This window comes from Flavobacterium limnophilum (assembly GCF_027111315.2).
GTDB classification, from domain to species: Bacteria; Bacteroidota; Bacteroidia; order Flavobacteriales; family Flavobacteriaceae; genus Flavobacterium; species Flavobacterium limnophilum.
This window is the reverse complement of the sequence record NZ_CP114289.2, coordinates 943,448-957,795: the sequence shown is the minus strand read 5'-3', so window position 1 is coordinate 957,795 and position 14,348 is coordinate 943,448. Positions and strand designations below refer to the sequence as shown.

Here is a 14,348-nt window from a genome sequence, read left to right as displayed (position 1 = left end):
TTATTCAAAAATTTGAACAAAGATAAACTTTATCCATAAAAAAACCACCACGCAAAACGTGATGGTTTCTCAATATTAGTATATTTTTAAGACTATTTGCTTTTAAAATAAAATTAAGCAATACTGGAAATACCAACCATTTCGTCGGCATCTGCTTCATAATCCACTCCTTCCAATTCATAACCGAACAGGTTTAGGAAATCCTTCTTGTACCCTTCCAAATCGCCTATTTCTGGCAAACTTTCCGTTGTGGCTTGTTTCCATAAAGTGGCTACTTTTTCTTGAACATCGTCACGCATTTCCCAGTCATCAATTCTGATTCTACCTTTTTCATCCGTTGGAATTGGATTGCCAGTGTACAATCTATCTTCGTACAAACGTTGAATTTGCTCAATACAACCTTCGTGAATTCCTTCTTCCTTCATTATTTTATACAATAAAGAGATATACAAAGGAATAACCGGAATGGCAGAACTTGCCTGTGTTACCAATGCTTTATTTACAGAAACAAAAGCTTGTCCTTGAACATCGGCCAAACTTTTGGTAATTTCAAAAGCAGTAGCTTCAAGATGGTCTTTGGCACGACCAATGGTCCCTTTTCTGTAAACCGCTTCGGTCAATGATGGCCCGATATAAGAATAAGCCACTGTTGTAGCTCCTGGTGCCAAAAGATTATCGGCTTTCAAGGCATCCATCCACATAGCCCAATCTTCACCGCCCATTACGGCAACTGTATTGGCAATATCATCGTCTTGACAAGGTGCAATACTAATATCAGTAACTATTCCTGTATGAAAATCAACGGTTTTGTTGGTGTAAGTTGTTCCGATAGGTTTCAAAACCGAACGGTGCAAAACTCCCGTAACTGGGTGTAAACGAACTGGCGAAGCCAAACTATAAATGACCAAATCCACCTGACCTAAATCAGCTTTTATCATGTCCAGCGTTTGTTTTTTTACTTCATTTGAAAAAGCATCTCCGTTGACACTTTTCGCATACAAACCTGCTTTATGTGCTTCATTTTCAAATGCTGCCGAATTATACCAACCTGGTGATGCAGTTTTGCCTTCCAATGGAGGTTTTTCAAAAAACACGCCAATCGTGGCTGCATCAGAGCCAAAAGCACTCGTGATTCTGGAAGCCAATCCAAATCCGGTTGAAGCTCCTATTACCAACACTTTTTTTGCTCCTTCGATGTGTCCTTTAGATTGTACGTATTCGATTTGATTTTTTACATTTTGCGCACATCCATCTGGGTGCGAGGTTACGCAAATAAATCCTCTCATTCTAGGTTCTATAATCATATTGGGTTATTCGTTTATTTATATTCGGATAATCGTTTATTCTTTTTAAGAGCACAAATATAAAGCATTTCTTTAGTTTAACAAGGCTTTTGCGTGGTTTAATGCCGAGTCCGTAATAACGTTGCCGGACAACATTTGGGCAATTTCAATCACTCGCTCCTCATTTGTCAATAATTTTAGTTCAGATTGTGTGTCCTCGCCGACAGTTGACTTTGAAACTTTGAAATGCGCCATTCCTTTTGAAGCTATTTGTGGCAAATGGGTAATGGCGAATATCTGCATTTTTTCACTCATTCCTTTCATTATTTCGCCCATTCTATTGGCGATTTCACCGGAAACTCCCGTGTCGATTTCGTCAAAAATAAGTGTTGGCAACTTCGAATATTGCGCCAATATTGCTTTCACGGCCAGCATAATTCTGGACATTTCTCCTCCAGAAGCCACTTTTTTCAACAAACCAAAATCGGTTCCTTTATTGGCGGAAAACAAAAATTGGAGTTCATCTTTTCCGTTTTCGAAATAAGTGGAAGTGCTGTTAACATCCATTTTAAAACGCACATTGGGCATTCCCAAGGTTTCCAAAATCGTGGTTAGTTGCTGTGTCAAAACCGGAATAGCTTCCACTCTTTTCTGGTGAATTCTATCAGACAAAGCATCTAAAGCAATTGTTTTTTCTTTAATTGAATTAGTCAAAGTTGCAATTTCTTCTTCCCTATTTCCTAATTCAAATACCGAATTCTCCAATTTGGTTTGGATTTGGATTAATTCGTCAACCGTGGCAACTTGGTGCTTCTTTTGCAAATTGTAAATCAATTGCAACTTTTGGTTGATTAATTCCAATTGTTCGGGATCGTTAAAAAGTTTTTCAGCGCATCGATTTAATTCATCGGAAATATCTCCAAATTCAATCGTCAGGCTGGTAATTCTTTCTAACAACACATTGTATCCAGGCGAAAATGAAGCGATTTTTTGCAGGGAAGTTTTGATTTCCTTCAAATTGTGCATCACTCCTATTTGTTCTTCATTGGCTATAGCCAAAGATTTATCAATGGATTCTTTTATGATTTCGACATTGTTCAGTTTCTCGAAATCGGCTTCAAGTGTCTCTTGTTCTCCGGATTTCAATTGTGCCAAAACTAATTCGTCCAATAAAAAAGTGTTGTATTCCTGTTCTTTATTCGATTCAGCCTGCTTTTTAAGTAACGAATTCAATTTGGATTTATCCGATTTATAGCCTTTCAAAAGCGCTTGATAATCCAGAATGTGTTCCTGATTATCGGCAATGGCATCAATGATTTCGAACTGGACTTTCTCGTCCGAAAGTTCCTGGGTTTGATGTTGCGAATGTATGTCAATCAAAAACAAACTCAATTCCTGCAATTCCTGAAGATTTACAGGACTGTCATTTATAAATGCCCTGGATTTTCCCGAAGGTAAAATTTCACGGCGAATAATGGTCTCGTCTTCGTAATCCAAATCGTTGGCTTCGAAAAAAGGGAGCAAGTTGTATTTCGAGATTTCGAAATGGGCTTCAATGACGCACTTTTCGTCCTTGTTTTTCAAGGATGTCAAGTCGGCTCTTTTTCCCAAGACCAAACCCAAAGCACCTAATATTATGGATTTCCCTGCACCGGTTTCTCCTGTTATAATCGAAAAACCTTTTGAAAAATCGATGGCCAATTTTTCTATTAAAGCATAGTTTTTTATCGACAGGGTAGTTATCATCTATATTGTTTTTGTGGGAATGAGCAGAATCAAGGAACTATTTGAAAATCAATTAATACTTAATCAATGCCCATTTACTGGAATTCAAGGGAGACGTTTTATTCAAAACATCCACTAAATCGGTTATGGAAATACTTGGTCCACCCGAAAAGATGGAAGCAATCTCGTCTGATTTTGCATCAAAAAATACGCGTGTCAAAAAAGCATTTGGCTTTACCGCATTGAGTTTTCCTAGATTAAGCAGGGACATTTTTATTTTTTCTTTCGCCCCTTTCAAATCATTGCTCATCAAATCCAGGCCTGAATGATACGTATACAAGGATTGACGCACTTCGGTATAAGTTGGCGAAACTAAATCGTTTATCAAATAATACCTATTTTGGTTTCCATCGGATTGGCTCCAACCTTTGTACCCAGATTGTTGGGCGACATTCGAAATATTTTGGGCGATATCAAGATAAGAATCTCCCGCCATTGGCACAAAAGAATCGGCATCCATTCCCAATATTACGTAAGCATAAAATGAAACCACTGAAACCAAATTGGATTCAAATTCAGCGGGATTAAAAATCAAACTTTCAAACTCGGTGTACCTAAAATTAAAATCTTTGTCATTAAAATTGAATACCGGCGAGGCATAAGTGGAATTGTAAACGAGTCTTGATGATTGCACCTGTATCGTGCCTGAAAATTGATCCGAATCATTGGACGAAAGGGTAATATACATCGAACAATTGATCTTTTCGTTTTGTTTGAACACTTTATTAGTCCAGCTGGTTTTATTGACAAACTCGCTCAACGATGTTTCCAAAGTTTTGAAAACCTGCTGATTGGCATTTGCCAGCTTTTGCGTATTTACCGTCACAGTGCAATTTAGCTCCTGGGAATGAGCAAATCCAAAGGTAAGCAACAAGAAAAAAACAACTATTCTAGGCATAAAAATGGGCTATTACTTTGTTTAAAATATCGTCGGCACCGGCTTCTTTCGATTTTAATTCCATTGGTTCCACCTTGAAATCGCTATCTATAAAAGTAATTTTATTGGTTGGTTTTCCAAAACCGGCTCCTTCATCCTGCAAAGAATTAAGAACTATCAAATCTAGGTTTTTTTTCTGAATTTTCAACTTCGCATTTTCAATTTCATTTTCTGTTTCCAATGCAAAACCAATCAAGAACTGACTTTTCTTTATTTCGCCCAAAGAAGCCAGAATATCTTTCGTTTTTTCGAGTTCGATAGTGAAATTATCAGCTTCCTTTTTAATTTTATTCAGCGCTACATTTTTTGGTTTATAGTCTGCAACTGCTGCTGCTGCAATCGCCACGTCAACATCATTATAATATTGGTGACAAGCCTCATACATTTCTTGGGCAGAAACCACGGGAACCACTTTCACCAAACTATTCTCGATTTTGAAATGAGTGGGACCAGCAACCAAAATCACCGAAGCGCCGAGATTTGCGGCACTTTGGGCTATGTCAAACCCCATTTTTCCGGTAGAATGATTTCCTATAAAACGTACGGGATCTATTGCTTCGTATGTTGGGCCGGCAGTAATCAGTATTTTTTTTCCTTTGAGAGGTAATCTACTTTCCAGATCAGCTTCCAGAAAAGCAACGATGTGTTCCGGTTCCGACATTCTGCCTTCGCCCGACAAGCCACTGGCCAATTCCCCGCTTTCAGCAGGAATCATGGTGTTTCCAAATTGTTCCAATTTACTGAAACTCTCCAATGTCGAAGGATGAATATACATGTCCAAGTCCATTGCTGGCGCAAAATAAACAGGACATTTTGCCGATAAATAAATTGCAATCAAGAGGTTATCGCAAATGCCGTTTGCCATTTTGGACAAAGTATTAGCCGTTGCGGGAGCAACCAGCATCAAATCGGCCCAAAGCCCGAGTTCGACATGGCTATTCCATTTTTCGTTGTCTTCGCTCTCGTCGTAAAAACTGGAATATACAGGCTTTTTTGACAAGGTCGATAAAGTAAGTGGCGTTATAAAATCCTTAGAAGCAGGTGTCATTATCACTTGGACATGTGCACCTGCTTTTATGAATAGTCTAACTAACGTAGCTGTTTTATAAGCTGCAATTCCACCAGAAACTCCCAGTAAAATTTTCTTTCCGCTTAAAACTGACATTATAATATTATTTGTTTCCGTCTCTGTGGTAGATTTTACCGTCAAGCCATTCTTGAACTGCCAAAGCGTGTGGTTTAGGCAATTTTTCGTAGAATTTGGAAACCTCTATTTGTTCCTTGTTTTCGAAAACTTCTTCCAAACTGTCGTTATAAGTAGCAAATTCTTCCAGTTTTTCAGTCAATTCTTTTTTGATTTCAGAATTGATTTGATTTGCTCTTTTAGCCATAATTGTTATCGCTTCGTACACATTTCCTGTAGGCTCTTCAATAACGGTTTTATTGTAAGTTATCGTGTTTACCGGAGCATTTGTCTTTCTTAAATCCATGACTTTGTTTATTTAGTGAAATTTTTTAAATCTGTTTCAATGCGAACCATCATTTCGTCCGCAATCTTTTTGTGTTTTGTATCTGGTTTGAATTTTATCAAACTACCGTAAGCAGTTTTTGCAATATTCAATCGCTCTTCCATTTTTGAAGGAATACTGTTTATTCCCAATTGGTATGCCGAATCGTATTTGTAAAAAAGAGCATCTTCTTTGAATGGTGTTCCGGGATAATCAGCCACAAAATTATCTAAAGCCACCATTGCGGATTTATAATCCATAATAGTGTGATACCCTTTTGCATTTTCGTAGACTTTTTTCTCTATTTTTTCATTTAACACTCTCAATGCTTTATTGGCTTCAGGTGTGTATTCTGAATTTGGATACGAATCTATAAAACCCTGTAACTTGTCAATAGCTTTAAAAGTATCTGTTTGATCTAGACTGTATACCGGCGAAAGCATTGAAAAACATTTTGCTCCCAAATAAGCAGCTTCTTCTATTTTTTCGCTTTTTGGATAACCTGAAACGAAACTTTCAAATTGATAAGCGGCTAAGTAATATTGTTTTGTTTTATAGTAAGACATTGAAAACAAGTAAAATAATTTCTCGGCCTGAGGTTTTCCTCTATATGCCGGAGCAATTTGTTCTATAAGTCTAATTGCGTCATTATATTTTTCTGCTTCATATAATTTAGTGGCCATCTCAAACTTAACTGCAACATCTTCGGTTTTTAAGGCTTTTTGATATTCACTGCAAGAACCCAAAAGGATAACAAGAAGAAACAACGATACTATTTTTTTACTCACAATTATGATATTTTTTTTGGATTCGTGAATCTTCGATTTCATTTTTTTTACTTTTTTCATGATTTAAAAGAAAGACATGACTTTCAAAAACCATAGCTAAGTTGCGGTGGCAAATTTAGGTATTAATTTAGCCACTACAAAATATATTTTTTTTATTAAAAAAAGGGCTGTTTATTAGGCTATTTTATTGGCTTTCTCTACAAATTCATCAATCCTTCTGGCCAACGATTCATCCGCGCTTACCAAAGGCAATCTAACCGTATTCTCGGCTATTCCCAATGATTGAAACACTTGTTTGATTCCGGCGGGATTTCCTTGTTCAAAAATCATGTCGATGCAGTCTGAAAATTGGTATTGCAATTTGAATGCATCATCCACTTTCCGATTTAATCCCAAACGTATCATTTCTGAAAATTCTTTTGGAAAACCTTGGGCAATTACAGATATAACGCCAGAACCACCGGCCAAAACCATTGGCAAAGCAATCATGTCGTCGCCAGAAAGTACCAGAAAATCTTTTGGCTTATTTTTAAGCAATTGCATGGCGTGAACCATATCGCCATTGGCTTCTTTGATGGCCACAATGTTTTTGAAATCATTGGCCAATCTCATAACGGTTGAAGGCAACATATTGCTTCCTGTCCTGCTAGGAACATTATACAAAATGACAGGAATTGGAGAAGCCTCAGAGATAGCTTTAAAATGTTGATAAATCCCTTCTTGAGTAGGTTTGTTATAGTAAGGAGAAACGGAAAGAATTGCGGCAAATTTTGATAAATCTCTCGTTTTTAATTCCTCGACAACTTCCATCGTATTGTTTCCACCAACTCCAAGTACCATCGGTAATCTTCCCTTGTTGGTTTCTACTATAGTTTGGATCACAAATTCTCTTTCAGTTTGGGTCATTGTGGCATTTTCGGCTGTTGTACCCAATATCACAAGATATTCAACCCCACCGTCGATGGAGAAATTCACTATTTTTATTAATGCTTCTGTATCAATTGAAAAATCTTTTCTAAAAGGAGTCACAAGTGCAACGCCCGTCCCTATTAATGATTGCATAATTTATTTTAAATTTTGTTTAATATTTTTAAATACCTGAATAATTCGTGAACAAAAACCTTGTAATTTTCGGCATTGGTATTGATCATCAAATGATTTAATCTCTTGTCTATCGATGAAAACCCAACTTTAAACAAGGCTTTTGAATTGTGGGTAATGTTTAGCAAAATTGCTTTTTCCACATCGTAATAACTTATTAATAAATCAAACTTGTCGTTGATGAAATCATTTACTGCCGGGTTGGTGATCTCAGTATTCCAATTGAGATGTTTAATGCTAAATGTTGGCTGTAAATATGCTTCATTTTTTCTTAACTTATCCCTATAAACAATTATTTTAATATTATCTTGAGAAATTCCATTGGCAATCAATTCCTTCACCAAAGCTTCTTTCTCCAAAAAATAAGTTTCATCTACAAGTACGCCAACCGTTTGTATCGGAACCGTCGAAGAAATACTTTTTACATTGTGTAAACTATTTTTTAATATCCTTTTTAAAAAATAATCCTTTATATAATTTAAAAACATGTTACTTTTACGTGGTTACAAAAATAATTAATTAAAGTTGCATAACAGATGGTAAATCTAAAAAACTATAATGACGTTTTAAAACTTTTTGTTATATTCTTAACATTTTTTTTAAGCGTTTCTTGTGGTAAACAAAATTATTCCGTTTCTAAAATAGAAGGAAAACAAATAGCAATTACCGATAAAGAAAAACAAGATGCCCAAATTGAAAACTTTATCAAACCGTATCGAGAGCACATCAACAGTGATTTAGACAGCATTCTGGCTTATTGTCCGGAGACATTGGACAAGAGTTCGGGCAAATGGCAAACCACCATTGGCAATTTAATGGCAGATGTTACTTTGCAACGCGGAAACATCATTTTTATGGCTCGCGAAAAGAAGAATATTGATTTATGCATTCTTAATCATGGAGGAATTCGTTCGATTCTTCCAAAGGGTAATGTGACTACCAGAACTGCTTATGAAATAATGCCTTTCGAGAACAGTCTCGTTGTGATTGCATTAAAAGGAGAACAAATTTTTGAACTGGTCGATTATTTTATTGCCACTCAAAAACCACATCCCTTGTCGGGAATCACTTTTACGATTGGCAAAGATAATGTCGCCAAAAACATATTGGTTCAAGGAAAACCTGTCGAAAAAGACACCATCTATTATGTTGCTACCAACGATTATTTATCTAACGGAGGAGACAACATGAATTTCTTTAAAAAAGGAACACAAAAATATGACCTGGACTACAAGTTGAGGAATATCTTGATTGATTATTTCAAGGAAGTCGATACGGTTACCGCAAAAAATGATGTACGAGTTAGTGTTGAATAAAATTTCAGATTTTAGATTGCTGAATAAAATTAAATAAAAAATGAAAAGAAGAGATTTCATCGAAAAAACCGCTGCCAGCACAGCCTTGTTAAGTTTAGGTTTGTCGCTAAGCAGTTTTAAATCGGACATTAAACACATAACCATACTTCATACCAATGATGTTCACAGCCATATTGACCCATTCCCGATGGATGATCCTCGAAATCCAAATATGGGCGGTGTTGCTAGAAGAGCTGCGTTAATTGAAACCATTCGCCAAGAAAATCCAAATGTATTGTTACTGGATGCGGGCGATATTTTTCAGGGCACCCCCTATTTTAATTATTATGGAGGAGAATTGGAATTCAAATTGATGAGTATGATGAAGTATGATTTGTCAACCATAGGCAATCATGATTTTGACAATGGTGTTGATGGTTTAACTGCCCAAATGCCTCACGCTACTTTTGAATTTGTATCGGCAAACTATGATTTCAAGAACACTTCGATGGATGGTTTCGTGAAACCATTCAAAATTTTCAATAAAAACGGAATTAAAATTGGCGTTTTTGGACTTGGAATTGAACTCAAGGGTTTGGTTGACAAGAAAATGTACAAAGAAACAGTTTGGCACAATCCTGTTGAAATCGCCCAGGACATGGTTCAAATTCTAAAAAAAGAAAACAAATGCGACTTGGTTATCTGTCTTTCGCACCTTGGATATAAATATGGAAAAGAGGATTCAGATAAAATCTCCGACCTGAAATTGGCCGAACTCACAAAAGATATCGACTTGATAATTGGTGGCCACACACACACTTTTCTGACTAAACCAACAATTACAAAGAACTTGGACGGCAAAGAAGTTTTGGTAAATCAAGTAGGATGCCATGGAATAAATTTGGGGCGAATTGATTTTTATTTTGACAATGAAAAGTCAAAATCATCTAGCGGAAAATCAATTATTGTTTAATTTTTTCATTGGCTACCACAAACTTATAAAAAGAGAAATAAACACCTGTATTCAAAACCATTGCCAAAGGTCTAAAGATAGCGGGCGAGACTCCCGAGAGATAATATTTCTCTAAAAAAACAATAAAATATTGGGTAACAGACAGCAAGCCAAATATAAATAACCAAGTAGCATTTTTGTTGCTAAACATCATATAATGTGACAAAATAATTCCCGCCAAGATTGAAATTAAAATGTTTTGAATTATCACGATATAGTAAGTCCTTGATGTTATCTCGCTAGAAATAAACAACAAATAGAAGAAAATAAACAGGAAAGGAATCATTGCAATAATCAAGGGAATATAATCCTTGAGATTTATCAACTTAACGATATAATAGATTATTAGTATTCTATTTATAAAAAAGAATAGCAACCCAAAAAAAAGCATTCTTTCAGTATTGGATATAAAAAACACATCGGTAATCAAGGCTAGAGCAACTGCAACGAAAAAAAAACCATCCCTTTTCTGTGAAGTTACCCAATAAAGAACCAATAAGAATATGGGAATTAATGGTTTGAAAACAAAAAGCAATGGTTTATTTGAAAATGATTCGGCAATAATCTCAATGATGGCGACAATGAAATATAAAACAAAGATTATTTTTTCAGGATGACTTTTTTGGCTAAAATTCCTCATTATTTATTCATTTATCATTTTCTGAAAATCATTTTCTGAAATTATTGGAATGTTAAGCTTGACCGCTTTTTCTAGTTTTGCCGGCCCCATATTGGCTCCTGCCACCACAAAATCTGTTTTTGTCGAGATGGAACTTCCTACTTTTCCACCATTGTCTTCGATGGCTTTTTTCAAATCGTCTCTTGAAAATTCTTCAAAAACACCTGATACGACAAAAGTTTTGCCTTCGAGTTTATCCGTGGCATTCGGATTTATAATTTCGATGATTTCAAATTGAACTCCGTAACTTTTTAATCGATTAATGATAGTCCTGTTCTCCTGGTTTTCAAAGAAATCAATCACGCTTTGTGCAATGCGCTCTCCAATCTCGTCTACCAACACCAAATCCATCAAACTGGCTTGACTCAAGGCGTCAATATTTTTATAATGTTGGGCTAATTTTTTTGCCACTGTTTCTCCCACAAATCGAATGCCGAGAGCATACAGCACTCGTTCGAAAGGAATATTTATTGAATTCAAGACCCCTTTTACCAAATTTTCAGCCGATTTCTGGGCCATTCTTTCCAATGGCAGAATTTGCTCCACGGTTAACTCATACAAATCAGCATAGTTGTGAACTAAATTATTATTATAAAGTAATGCGACCGTTTCTCCGCCAAGACCTTCGATATCCATTGCTTTTCGAGAAATATAATGCTGGATTCTTCCGATAATTTGTGGAGGACAACCATAAAAATTCGGACAATAATGATTGGCTTCTCCTTCTCCACGAATCAACTCGGTTTGACATTCAGGACAGTGCGTGATGTATTTTGTAGGTTCCAAATTTTCAGGGCGTTTGCTCAAATCCACTGCAATAATTTTCGGGATAATTTCCCCTCCTTTTTCGACAAAAACGGTATCGCCAATGCGAATGTCCAACTTTTCTATTTGGTCGGCATTGTGCAAGGAAGCTCTTTTCACGATGGTTCCAGCCAATTGAACCGGCTCTAAATTGGCAACCGGAGTTATGGCTCCAGTTCTTCCAACTTGGTATGAAATGGAATTCAATTTTGTGGAAACCTGCTCCGATTTGAATTTGTAAGCAATTGCCCAACGCGGCGATTTCGCTGTATAACCCAATTCCTCTTGATGCTGAAAACTATTCACTTTTATAACCACACCGTCAGTTTCATAAGGAAGATTGTGCCTATGTATGTCCCAATAATCAATATATTGAAAAACTTCTTCCAAACTGCGAGCCAGTTTGGCTTCTTTCGGCACTTTAAAACCCCATTTTCTGGCGGTTTCCAAGCCTTCAAACTGAGACTTGAAAGGCAATTTGTTTCCAATGATAAAATAAAGCAGGCAATCTAACGGTCTTTTTGCAACTTCTGCACTGTCCTGCAATTTCAAACTTCCCGAAGCCGTATTTCTTGGATTGGAATAAGGAGTTTCTCCAATTTCTATCAATTCTTGATTCATTTTTTCGAATCCGGCAAAAGGCAAAATAATTTCGCCACGAACATCAAATGTATCGGGGAAATTCCCTTTCAACTTTAAAGGAATTGATTTTATGGTTTTGATATTATTGGTGACATCATCGCCTTGAACGCCATCTCCGCGAGTAACGGCACGTTTTAATTTTCCGTTTTCGTAGGTTATGGAAATAGATGCTCCGTCATATTTCAATTCGCAAGTATACTCCAAAGAAACATCTCCCAGAACTTTTTGAAGACGCTTTTCCCAATCCAATAATTCATCTCTGGAATAGGAATTATCAAGGGAATACATTCTATGCTCGTGTTTTACCGTTTTGAAGCTTTTCGTAATCGTGCCTCCAACACGCTGCGTTGGCGAATTTTCGTCATAGTATTCTGGATGTTGATTTTCTAACTCTTGAAGTTGCTTGAGCTTTTGATCAAATTCAAAATCAGAAATTGTTGGCGTGTCCAACACATAATAATTATAGTTGTGTTGATTTAACTCTTCCCGTAATTTTTGAATCGTATTTTGAATATCCATAGAAAATAAAATTGGCATTTTAGTTTTTGGTTCTACTGGAAATGTTGTCGGCATTTCATTTTAAACCATTAAGAGAATTAAGAACACGACAAATCTAAATTCGCTTAATGGTAAAATATTTTGTCATTCACACAAATACCAGTAGAATCTAATTTTTGAAATGAAAGCACTAAAATAACCTATTTAACAGAAAAATGACACATTACGACTCAATAATCGAAATAATTTGTTTGAATAATTGTCCGTCACTCAAAAAAGCACCTTGTTGTATCAATTGAAAAATAGAACTATTGCGTTCCTCGGTAAATACTTTTTTACCGGTTTTGATTTCGATGGTTTCGGTAAACATATTGTCGCTCAACCATTGCAATCCTTCTTTGGTCAAAAAATCAGTTTCAGGAACCAAAGATTTCAAGACAATGGATTGTACGTAAGTATCGAAACATTGAAAAAGAAAAATATGATTTTTAGAGAAATGTTCCAAATATTCGGCTCTACCCAAAACGCCTTCCCAAACCAAATCAGAGAAAACGTCTAGTTCTTGTTCGGCAACTTCTGGTTTTTCAATTTTAATTTTGTCCCATTCGGCTTTATCTATGGCTTGTGTTGATAGAAAGTTGATGAATTCTTGGTACAATTCTTCGAATTGTTCTTTGGTTAATCTTGAATATTTCATTTAATTTTAGATTTAGGATTTCAGATTTCAGATTTAACCATAAAGAAGTTAACTCTAAATATTCTAAAAAAATTTAAACAAAAAAAATCCCGATTTTCATCGGGATTTAATTCTATAAATTTAAAAATTATGCTTTTTCAGCGATAATTTCATAAGGTAATTCAATTACCACATCTCTGTGCAATCTGATGCTTGCAGCATATTTACCAGTACGTTTCACGATACCGCTTGTAATAAATTTTCTTTCGATTGCTTGACCTGCTTTTTCCAAAGCTTCGGCAATATCGATGTTAGTGATAGATCCAAAAAGTTTTTCTCCACCAGCTTTTGCGAAAATTTTAATCTCCAATGCTTTCAAGCTTTCCGCCAATGCTTTTGCATCTGCAACAACTTTAGCTTCTTTGTGCGCTCTTTGTTTTAGGTTTTCAGCCAATACTTTCTTTGCAGAAGGTGTAGCCAATTGTCCAAATCCTTGTGGTATTAAAAAGTTACGACCGTAACCATTTTTTACATTTACCACATCGTCCTTAAATCCTAAATTTTGAACGTCTTTTTTTAATATAATTTCCATGTTGTTGTCCTTTTGTTATTAGAAGTTAGGTTTCGGTTTTCCGAAAACCAACAACTGAGTTTTTTAATATTATTTTAGCAAATCGGCCACATATGGCATTAATGCTAAGTGACGTGCTCTTTTTACAGCCACTGACACTTTTCTTTGGTATTTCAATGAAGTACCTGTTAAACGACGAGGAAGAATTTTTCCTTGCTCATTAACGAATTTCAATAAGAAATCAGCATCTTTATAATCGATATATTTGATACCTGATTTTTTGAAACGACAGTATTTTTTCTGTTTGTTCGTTTCTATGTTCAAAGGCGTAAGATATCTGATATCCCCGTCTTTTTTTCCTGAAGCAGATTGTTGTAATGTTGCCATGATAATTAAGCTTTTTGAGATTTAAGTTTTGCTCTTCTTCTTTCAGCCCAAGAAATAGCATGTTTGTCAAGACTTACAGTTAAGAAACGCATAACTCTTTCGTCACGTCTAAATTCAGTTTCAAAAGCGATAAGAACTTCTCCTGGAACTTTGAATTCGAACAAGTGATAAAAACCACTTTTTTTGTTTTGGATTTCGTAGGCCATTTTTTTCAGACCCCAATCCTCTTTAGATACCATTTCTGCTCCTCTAGACGTAAGAAAATCTTCAAATTTGCTTACTGTTTCCTTTACCTGAACTTCAGATAAAACGGGATTTAAAATGAAAACAGTTTCATAATGATTCATAAATATTTATTTATTTGTTAATTTGGCTGCAAAAG

At 35.7% G+C, this 14,348-nt stretch carries 16 protein-coding genes; 2 read left to right on the top strand and 14 right to left on the bottom strand.

The genetic code is table 11. The features are described 5' to 3' along the window. Window positions 1–113: 113 nt before the first annotated feature. The 8 genes from fabV to OZP13_RS03800 form a co-directional block, all read right to left on the bottom strand. A complete protein-coding gene (gene fabV, locus OZP13_RS03835) occupies window positions 114–1,304 on the bottom strand; it encodes an enoyl-ACP reductase FabV (protein ID WP_281298728.1) in 1,191 nt (396 codons plus the stop codon). Between the two features lie 72 nt (window positions 1,305–1,376). Next, window positions 1,377–3,029: a DNA repair protein RecN gene (gene recN / locus OZP13_RS03830; protein WP_269242468.1), complete on the bottom strand. Its 1,653-nt coding sequence runs from the start codon at window positions 3,027–3,029 to the stop codon at window positions 1,377–1,379. 52 nt (window positions 3,030–3,081) lie between these two features. Continuing rightward, window positions 3,082–3,966 carry a type IX secretion system protein PorD gene (gene porD / locus OZP13_RS03825; protein WP_281298727.1) on the bottom strand — a complete coding sequence of 295 codons (885 nt, stop codon included), beginning with the start codon at window positions 3,964–3,966 and terminating at the stop codon, window positions 3,082–3,084. Next, a complete protein-coding gene (gene coaBC, locus OZP13_RS03820) occupies window positions 3,959–5,170 on the bottom strand; it encodes a bifunctional phosphopantothenoylcysteine decarboxylase/phosphopantothenate--cysteine ligase CoaBC (RefSeq protein WP_281298726.1) in 1,212 nt (403 codons plus the stop codon). Before coaBC ends, porD begins: the two co-directional genes overlap by 8 nt. Window positions 5,171–5,177: 7 nt before the next feature. Beyond that, the gene (locus OZP13_RS03815) at window positions 5,178–5,495 is read right to left on the bottom strand and encodes a DNA-directed RNA polymerase subunit omega (protein ID WP_269242466.1); all 318 of its coding nucleotides are present in this window, start codon (window positions 5,493–5,495) and stop codon (window positions 5,178–5,180) included. An 8-nt stretch (window positions 5,496–5,503) separates the two neighbouring features. Next, window positions 5,504–6,343, bottom strand: coding sequence for an outer membrane protein assembly factor BamD (locus OZP13_RS03810; RefSeq protein ID WP_281299426.1), 840 nt, complete (start codon window positions 6,341–6,343; stop codon window positions 5,504–5,506). A gap of 132 nt (window positions 6,344–6,475) precedes the next feature. Then, window positions 6,476–7,363 carry a 4-hydroxy-tetrahydrodipicolinate synthase gene (dapA, locus tag OZP13_RS03805; protein WP_281298725.1) on the bottom strand — a complete coding sequence of 296 codons (888 nt, stop codon included), beginning with the start codon at window positions 7,361–7,363 and terminating at the stop codon, window positions 6,476–6,478. A gap of 8 nt (window positions 7,364–7,371) precedes the next feature. Then, window positions 7,372–7,890, bottom strand: a complete 519-nt coding sequence (locus tag OZP13_RS03800; protein WP_269242464.1) for a DUF6913 domain-containing protein — start codon at window positions 7,888–7,890, stop codon at window positions 7,372–7,374. Window positions 7,891–7,938: 48 nt separating this feature from the next. Between OZP13_RS03800 and OZP13_RS03795 the strand changes: the two genes are divergently transcribed. Then, entirely contained in the window at window positions 7,939–8,718 is a 780-nt protein-coding gene (locus OZP13_RS03795) for a 5'-nucleotidase C-terminal domain-containing protein (RefSeq protein WP_281298724.1), read from the top strand. A 40-nt stretch (window positions 8,719–8,758) separates the two neighbouring features. Continuing rightward, the gene (locus OZP13_RS03790; RefSeq protein WP_281298723.1) at window positions 8,759–9,670 is read left to right on the top strand and encodes a bifunctional metallophosphatase/5'-nucleotidase; all 912 of its coding nucleotides are present in this window, start codon (window positions 8,759–8,761) and stop codon (window positions 9,668–9,670) included. Here the strand turns inward: OZP13_RS03790 and OZP13_RS03785 are convergent. The 6 genes from OZP13_RS03785 to rpsF all read right to left on the bottom strand — a co-directional run bounded on the left by OZP13_RS03785 (window position 9,660) and on the right by rpsF (window position 14,313). Next, window positions 9,660–10,349 (bottom strand): hypothetical protein, encoded by a 690-nt coding sequence (locus OZP13_RS03785; protein ID WP_281298722.1) that lies wholly within the window; start codon window positions 10,347–10,349, stop codon window positions 9,660–9,662. The genes OZP13_RS03790 and OZP13_RS03785 overlap by 11 nt on opposite strands. Window positions 10,350–10,352: 3 nt before the next feature. Further along, entirely contained in the window at window positions 10,353–12,353 is a 2,001-nt protein-coding gene (gene ligA / locus OZP13_RS03780; protein WP_281299425.1) for an NAD-dependent DNA ligase LigA, read from the bottom strand. A gap of 202 nt (window positions 12,354–12,555) precedes the next feature. Beyond that, on the bottom strand, window positions 12,556–13,029 hold the full coding sequence (locus tag OZP13_RS03775) for a DUF6495 family protein (RefSeq protein ID WP_269242462.1): 474 nt from the start codon (window positions 13,027–13,029) through the stop codon (window positions 12,556–12,558). A 127-nt stretch (window positions 13,030–13,156) separates the two neighbouring features. Then, window positions 13,157–13,600 (bottom strand): 50S ribosomal protein L9, encoded by a 444-nt coding sequence (rplI, locus tag OZP13_RS03770; protein ID WP_281298721.1) that lies wholly within the window; start codon window positions 13,598–13,600, stop codon window positions 13,157–13,159. 69 nt (window positions 13,601–13,669) lie between these two features. Continuing rightward, window positions 13,670–13,966 (bottom strand): 30S ribosomal protein S18, encoded by a 297-nt coding sequence (rpsR, locus tag OZP13_RS03765; RefSeq protein ID WP_066077030.1) that lies wholly within the window; start codon window positions 13,964–13,966, stop codon window positions 13,670–13,672. A gap of 5 nt (window positions 13,967–13,971) precedes the next feature. After that, the gene (gene rpsF / locus OZP13_RS03760; protein ID WP_281298720.1) at window positions 13,972–14,313 is read right to left on the bottom strand and encodes a 30S ribosomal protein S6; all 342 of its coding nucleotides are present in this window, start codon (window positions 14,311–14,313) and stop codon (window positions 13,972–13,974) included. Between the last annotated feature and the right edge of the window lie 35 nt (window positions 14,314–14,348).

Coding starts and splice junctions, on each gene's coding strand:
- rpsF (WP_281298720.1), bottom strand. CDS start 14,313: ATGAATCATTATGAAACTGTTTTCATTTTAAATCCCGTTTTATCTGAA.
- OZP13_RS03795 (WP_281298724.1), top strand. CDS start 7,939: ATGGTAAATCTAAAAAACTATAATGACGTTTTAAAACTTTTTGTTATA.
- rpsR (WP_066077030.1), bottom strand. CDS start 13,966: ATGGCAACATTACAACAATCTGCTTCAGGAAAAAAAGACGGGGATATC.
- fabV (WP_281298728.1), bottom strand. CDS start 1,304: ATGATTATAGAACCTAGAATGAGAGGATTTATTTGCGTAACCTCGCAC.
- OZP13_RS03800 (WP_269242464.1), bottom strand. CDS start 7,890: ATGTTTTTAAATTATATAAAGGATTATTTTTTAAAAAGGATATTAAAA.
- porD (WP_281298727.1), bottom strand. CDS start 3,966: ATGCCTAGAATAGTTGTTTTTTTCTTGTTGCTTACCTTTGGATTTGCT.
- ligA (WP_281299425.1), bottom strand. CDS start 12,353: ATGGATATTCAAAATACGATTCAAAAATTACGGGAAGAGTTAAATCAA.
- OZP13_RS03785 (WP_281298722.1), bottom strand. CDS start 10,349: ATGAGGAATTTTAGCCAAAAAAGTCATCCTGAAAAAATAATCTTTGTT.
- coaBC (WP_281298726.1), bottom strand. CDS start 5,170: ATGTCAGTTTTAAGCGGAAAGAAAATTTTACTGGGAGTTTCTGGTGGA.
- recN (WP_269242468.1), bottom strand. CDS start 3,029: ATGATAACTACCCTGTCGATAAAAAACTATGCTTTAATAGAAAAATTG.
- OZP13_RS03810 (WP_281299426.1), bottom strand. CDS start 6,343: ATGAAATCGAAGATTCACGAATCCAAAAAAAATATCATAATTGTGAGT.
- dapA (WP_281298725.1), bottom strand. CDS start 7,363: ATGCAATCATTAATAGGGACGGGCGTTGCACTTGTGACTCCTTTTAGA.
- rplI (WP_281298721.1), bottom strand. CDS start 13,600: ATGGAAATTATATTAAAAAAAGACGTTCAAAATTTAGGATTTAAGGAC.
- OZP13_RS03775 (WP_269242462.1), bottom strand. CDS start 13,029: ATGAAATATTCAAGATTAACCAAAGAACAATTCGAAGAATTGTACCAA.
- OZP13_RS03790 (WP_281298723.1), top strand. CDS start 8,759: ATGAAAAGAAGAGATTTCATCGAAAAAACCGCTGCCAGCACAGCCTTG.
- OZP13_RS03815 (WP_269242466.1), bottom strand. CDS start 5,495: ATGGATTTAAGAAAGACAAATGCTCCGGTAAACACGATAACTTACAAT.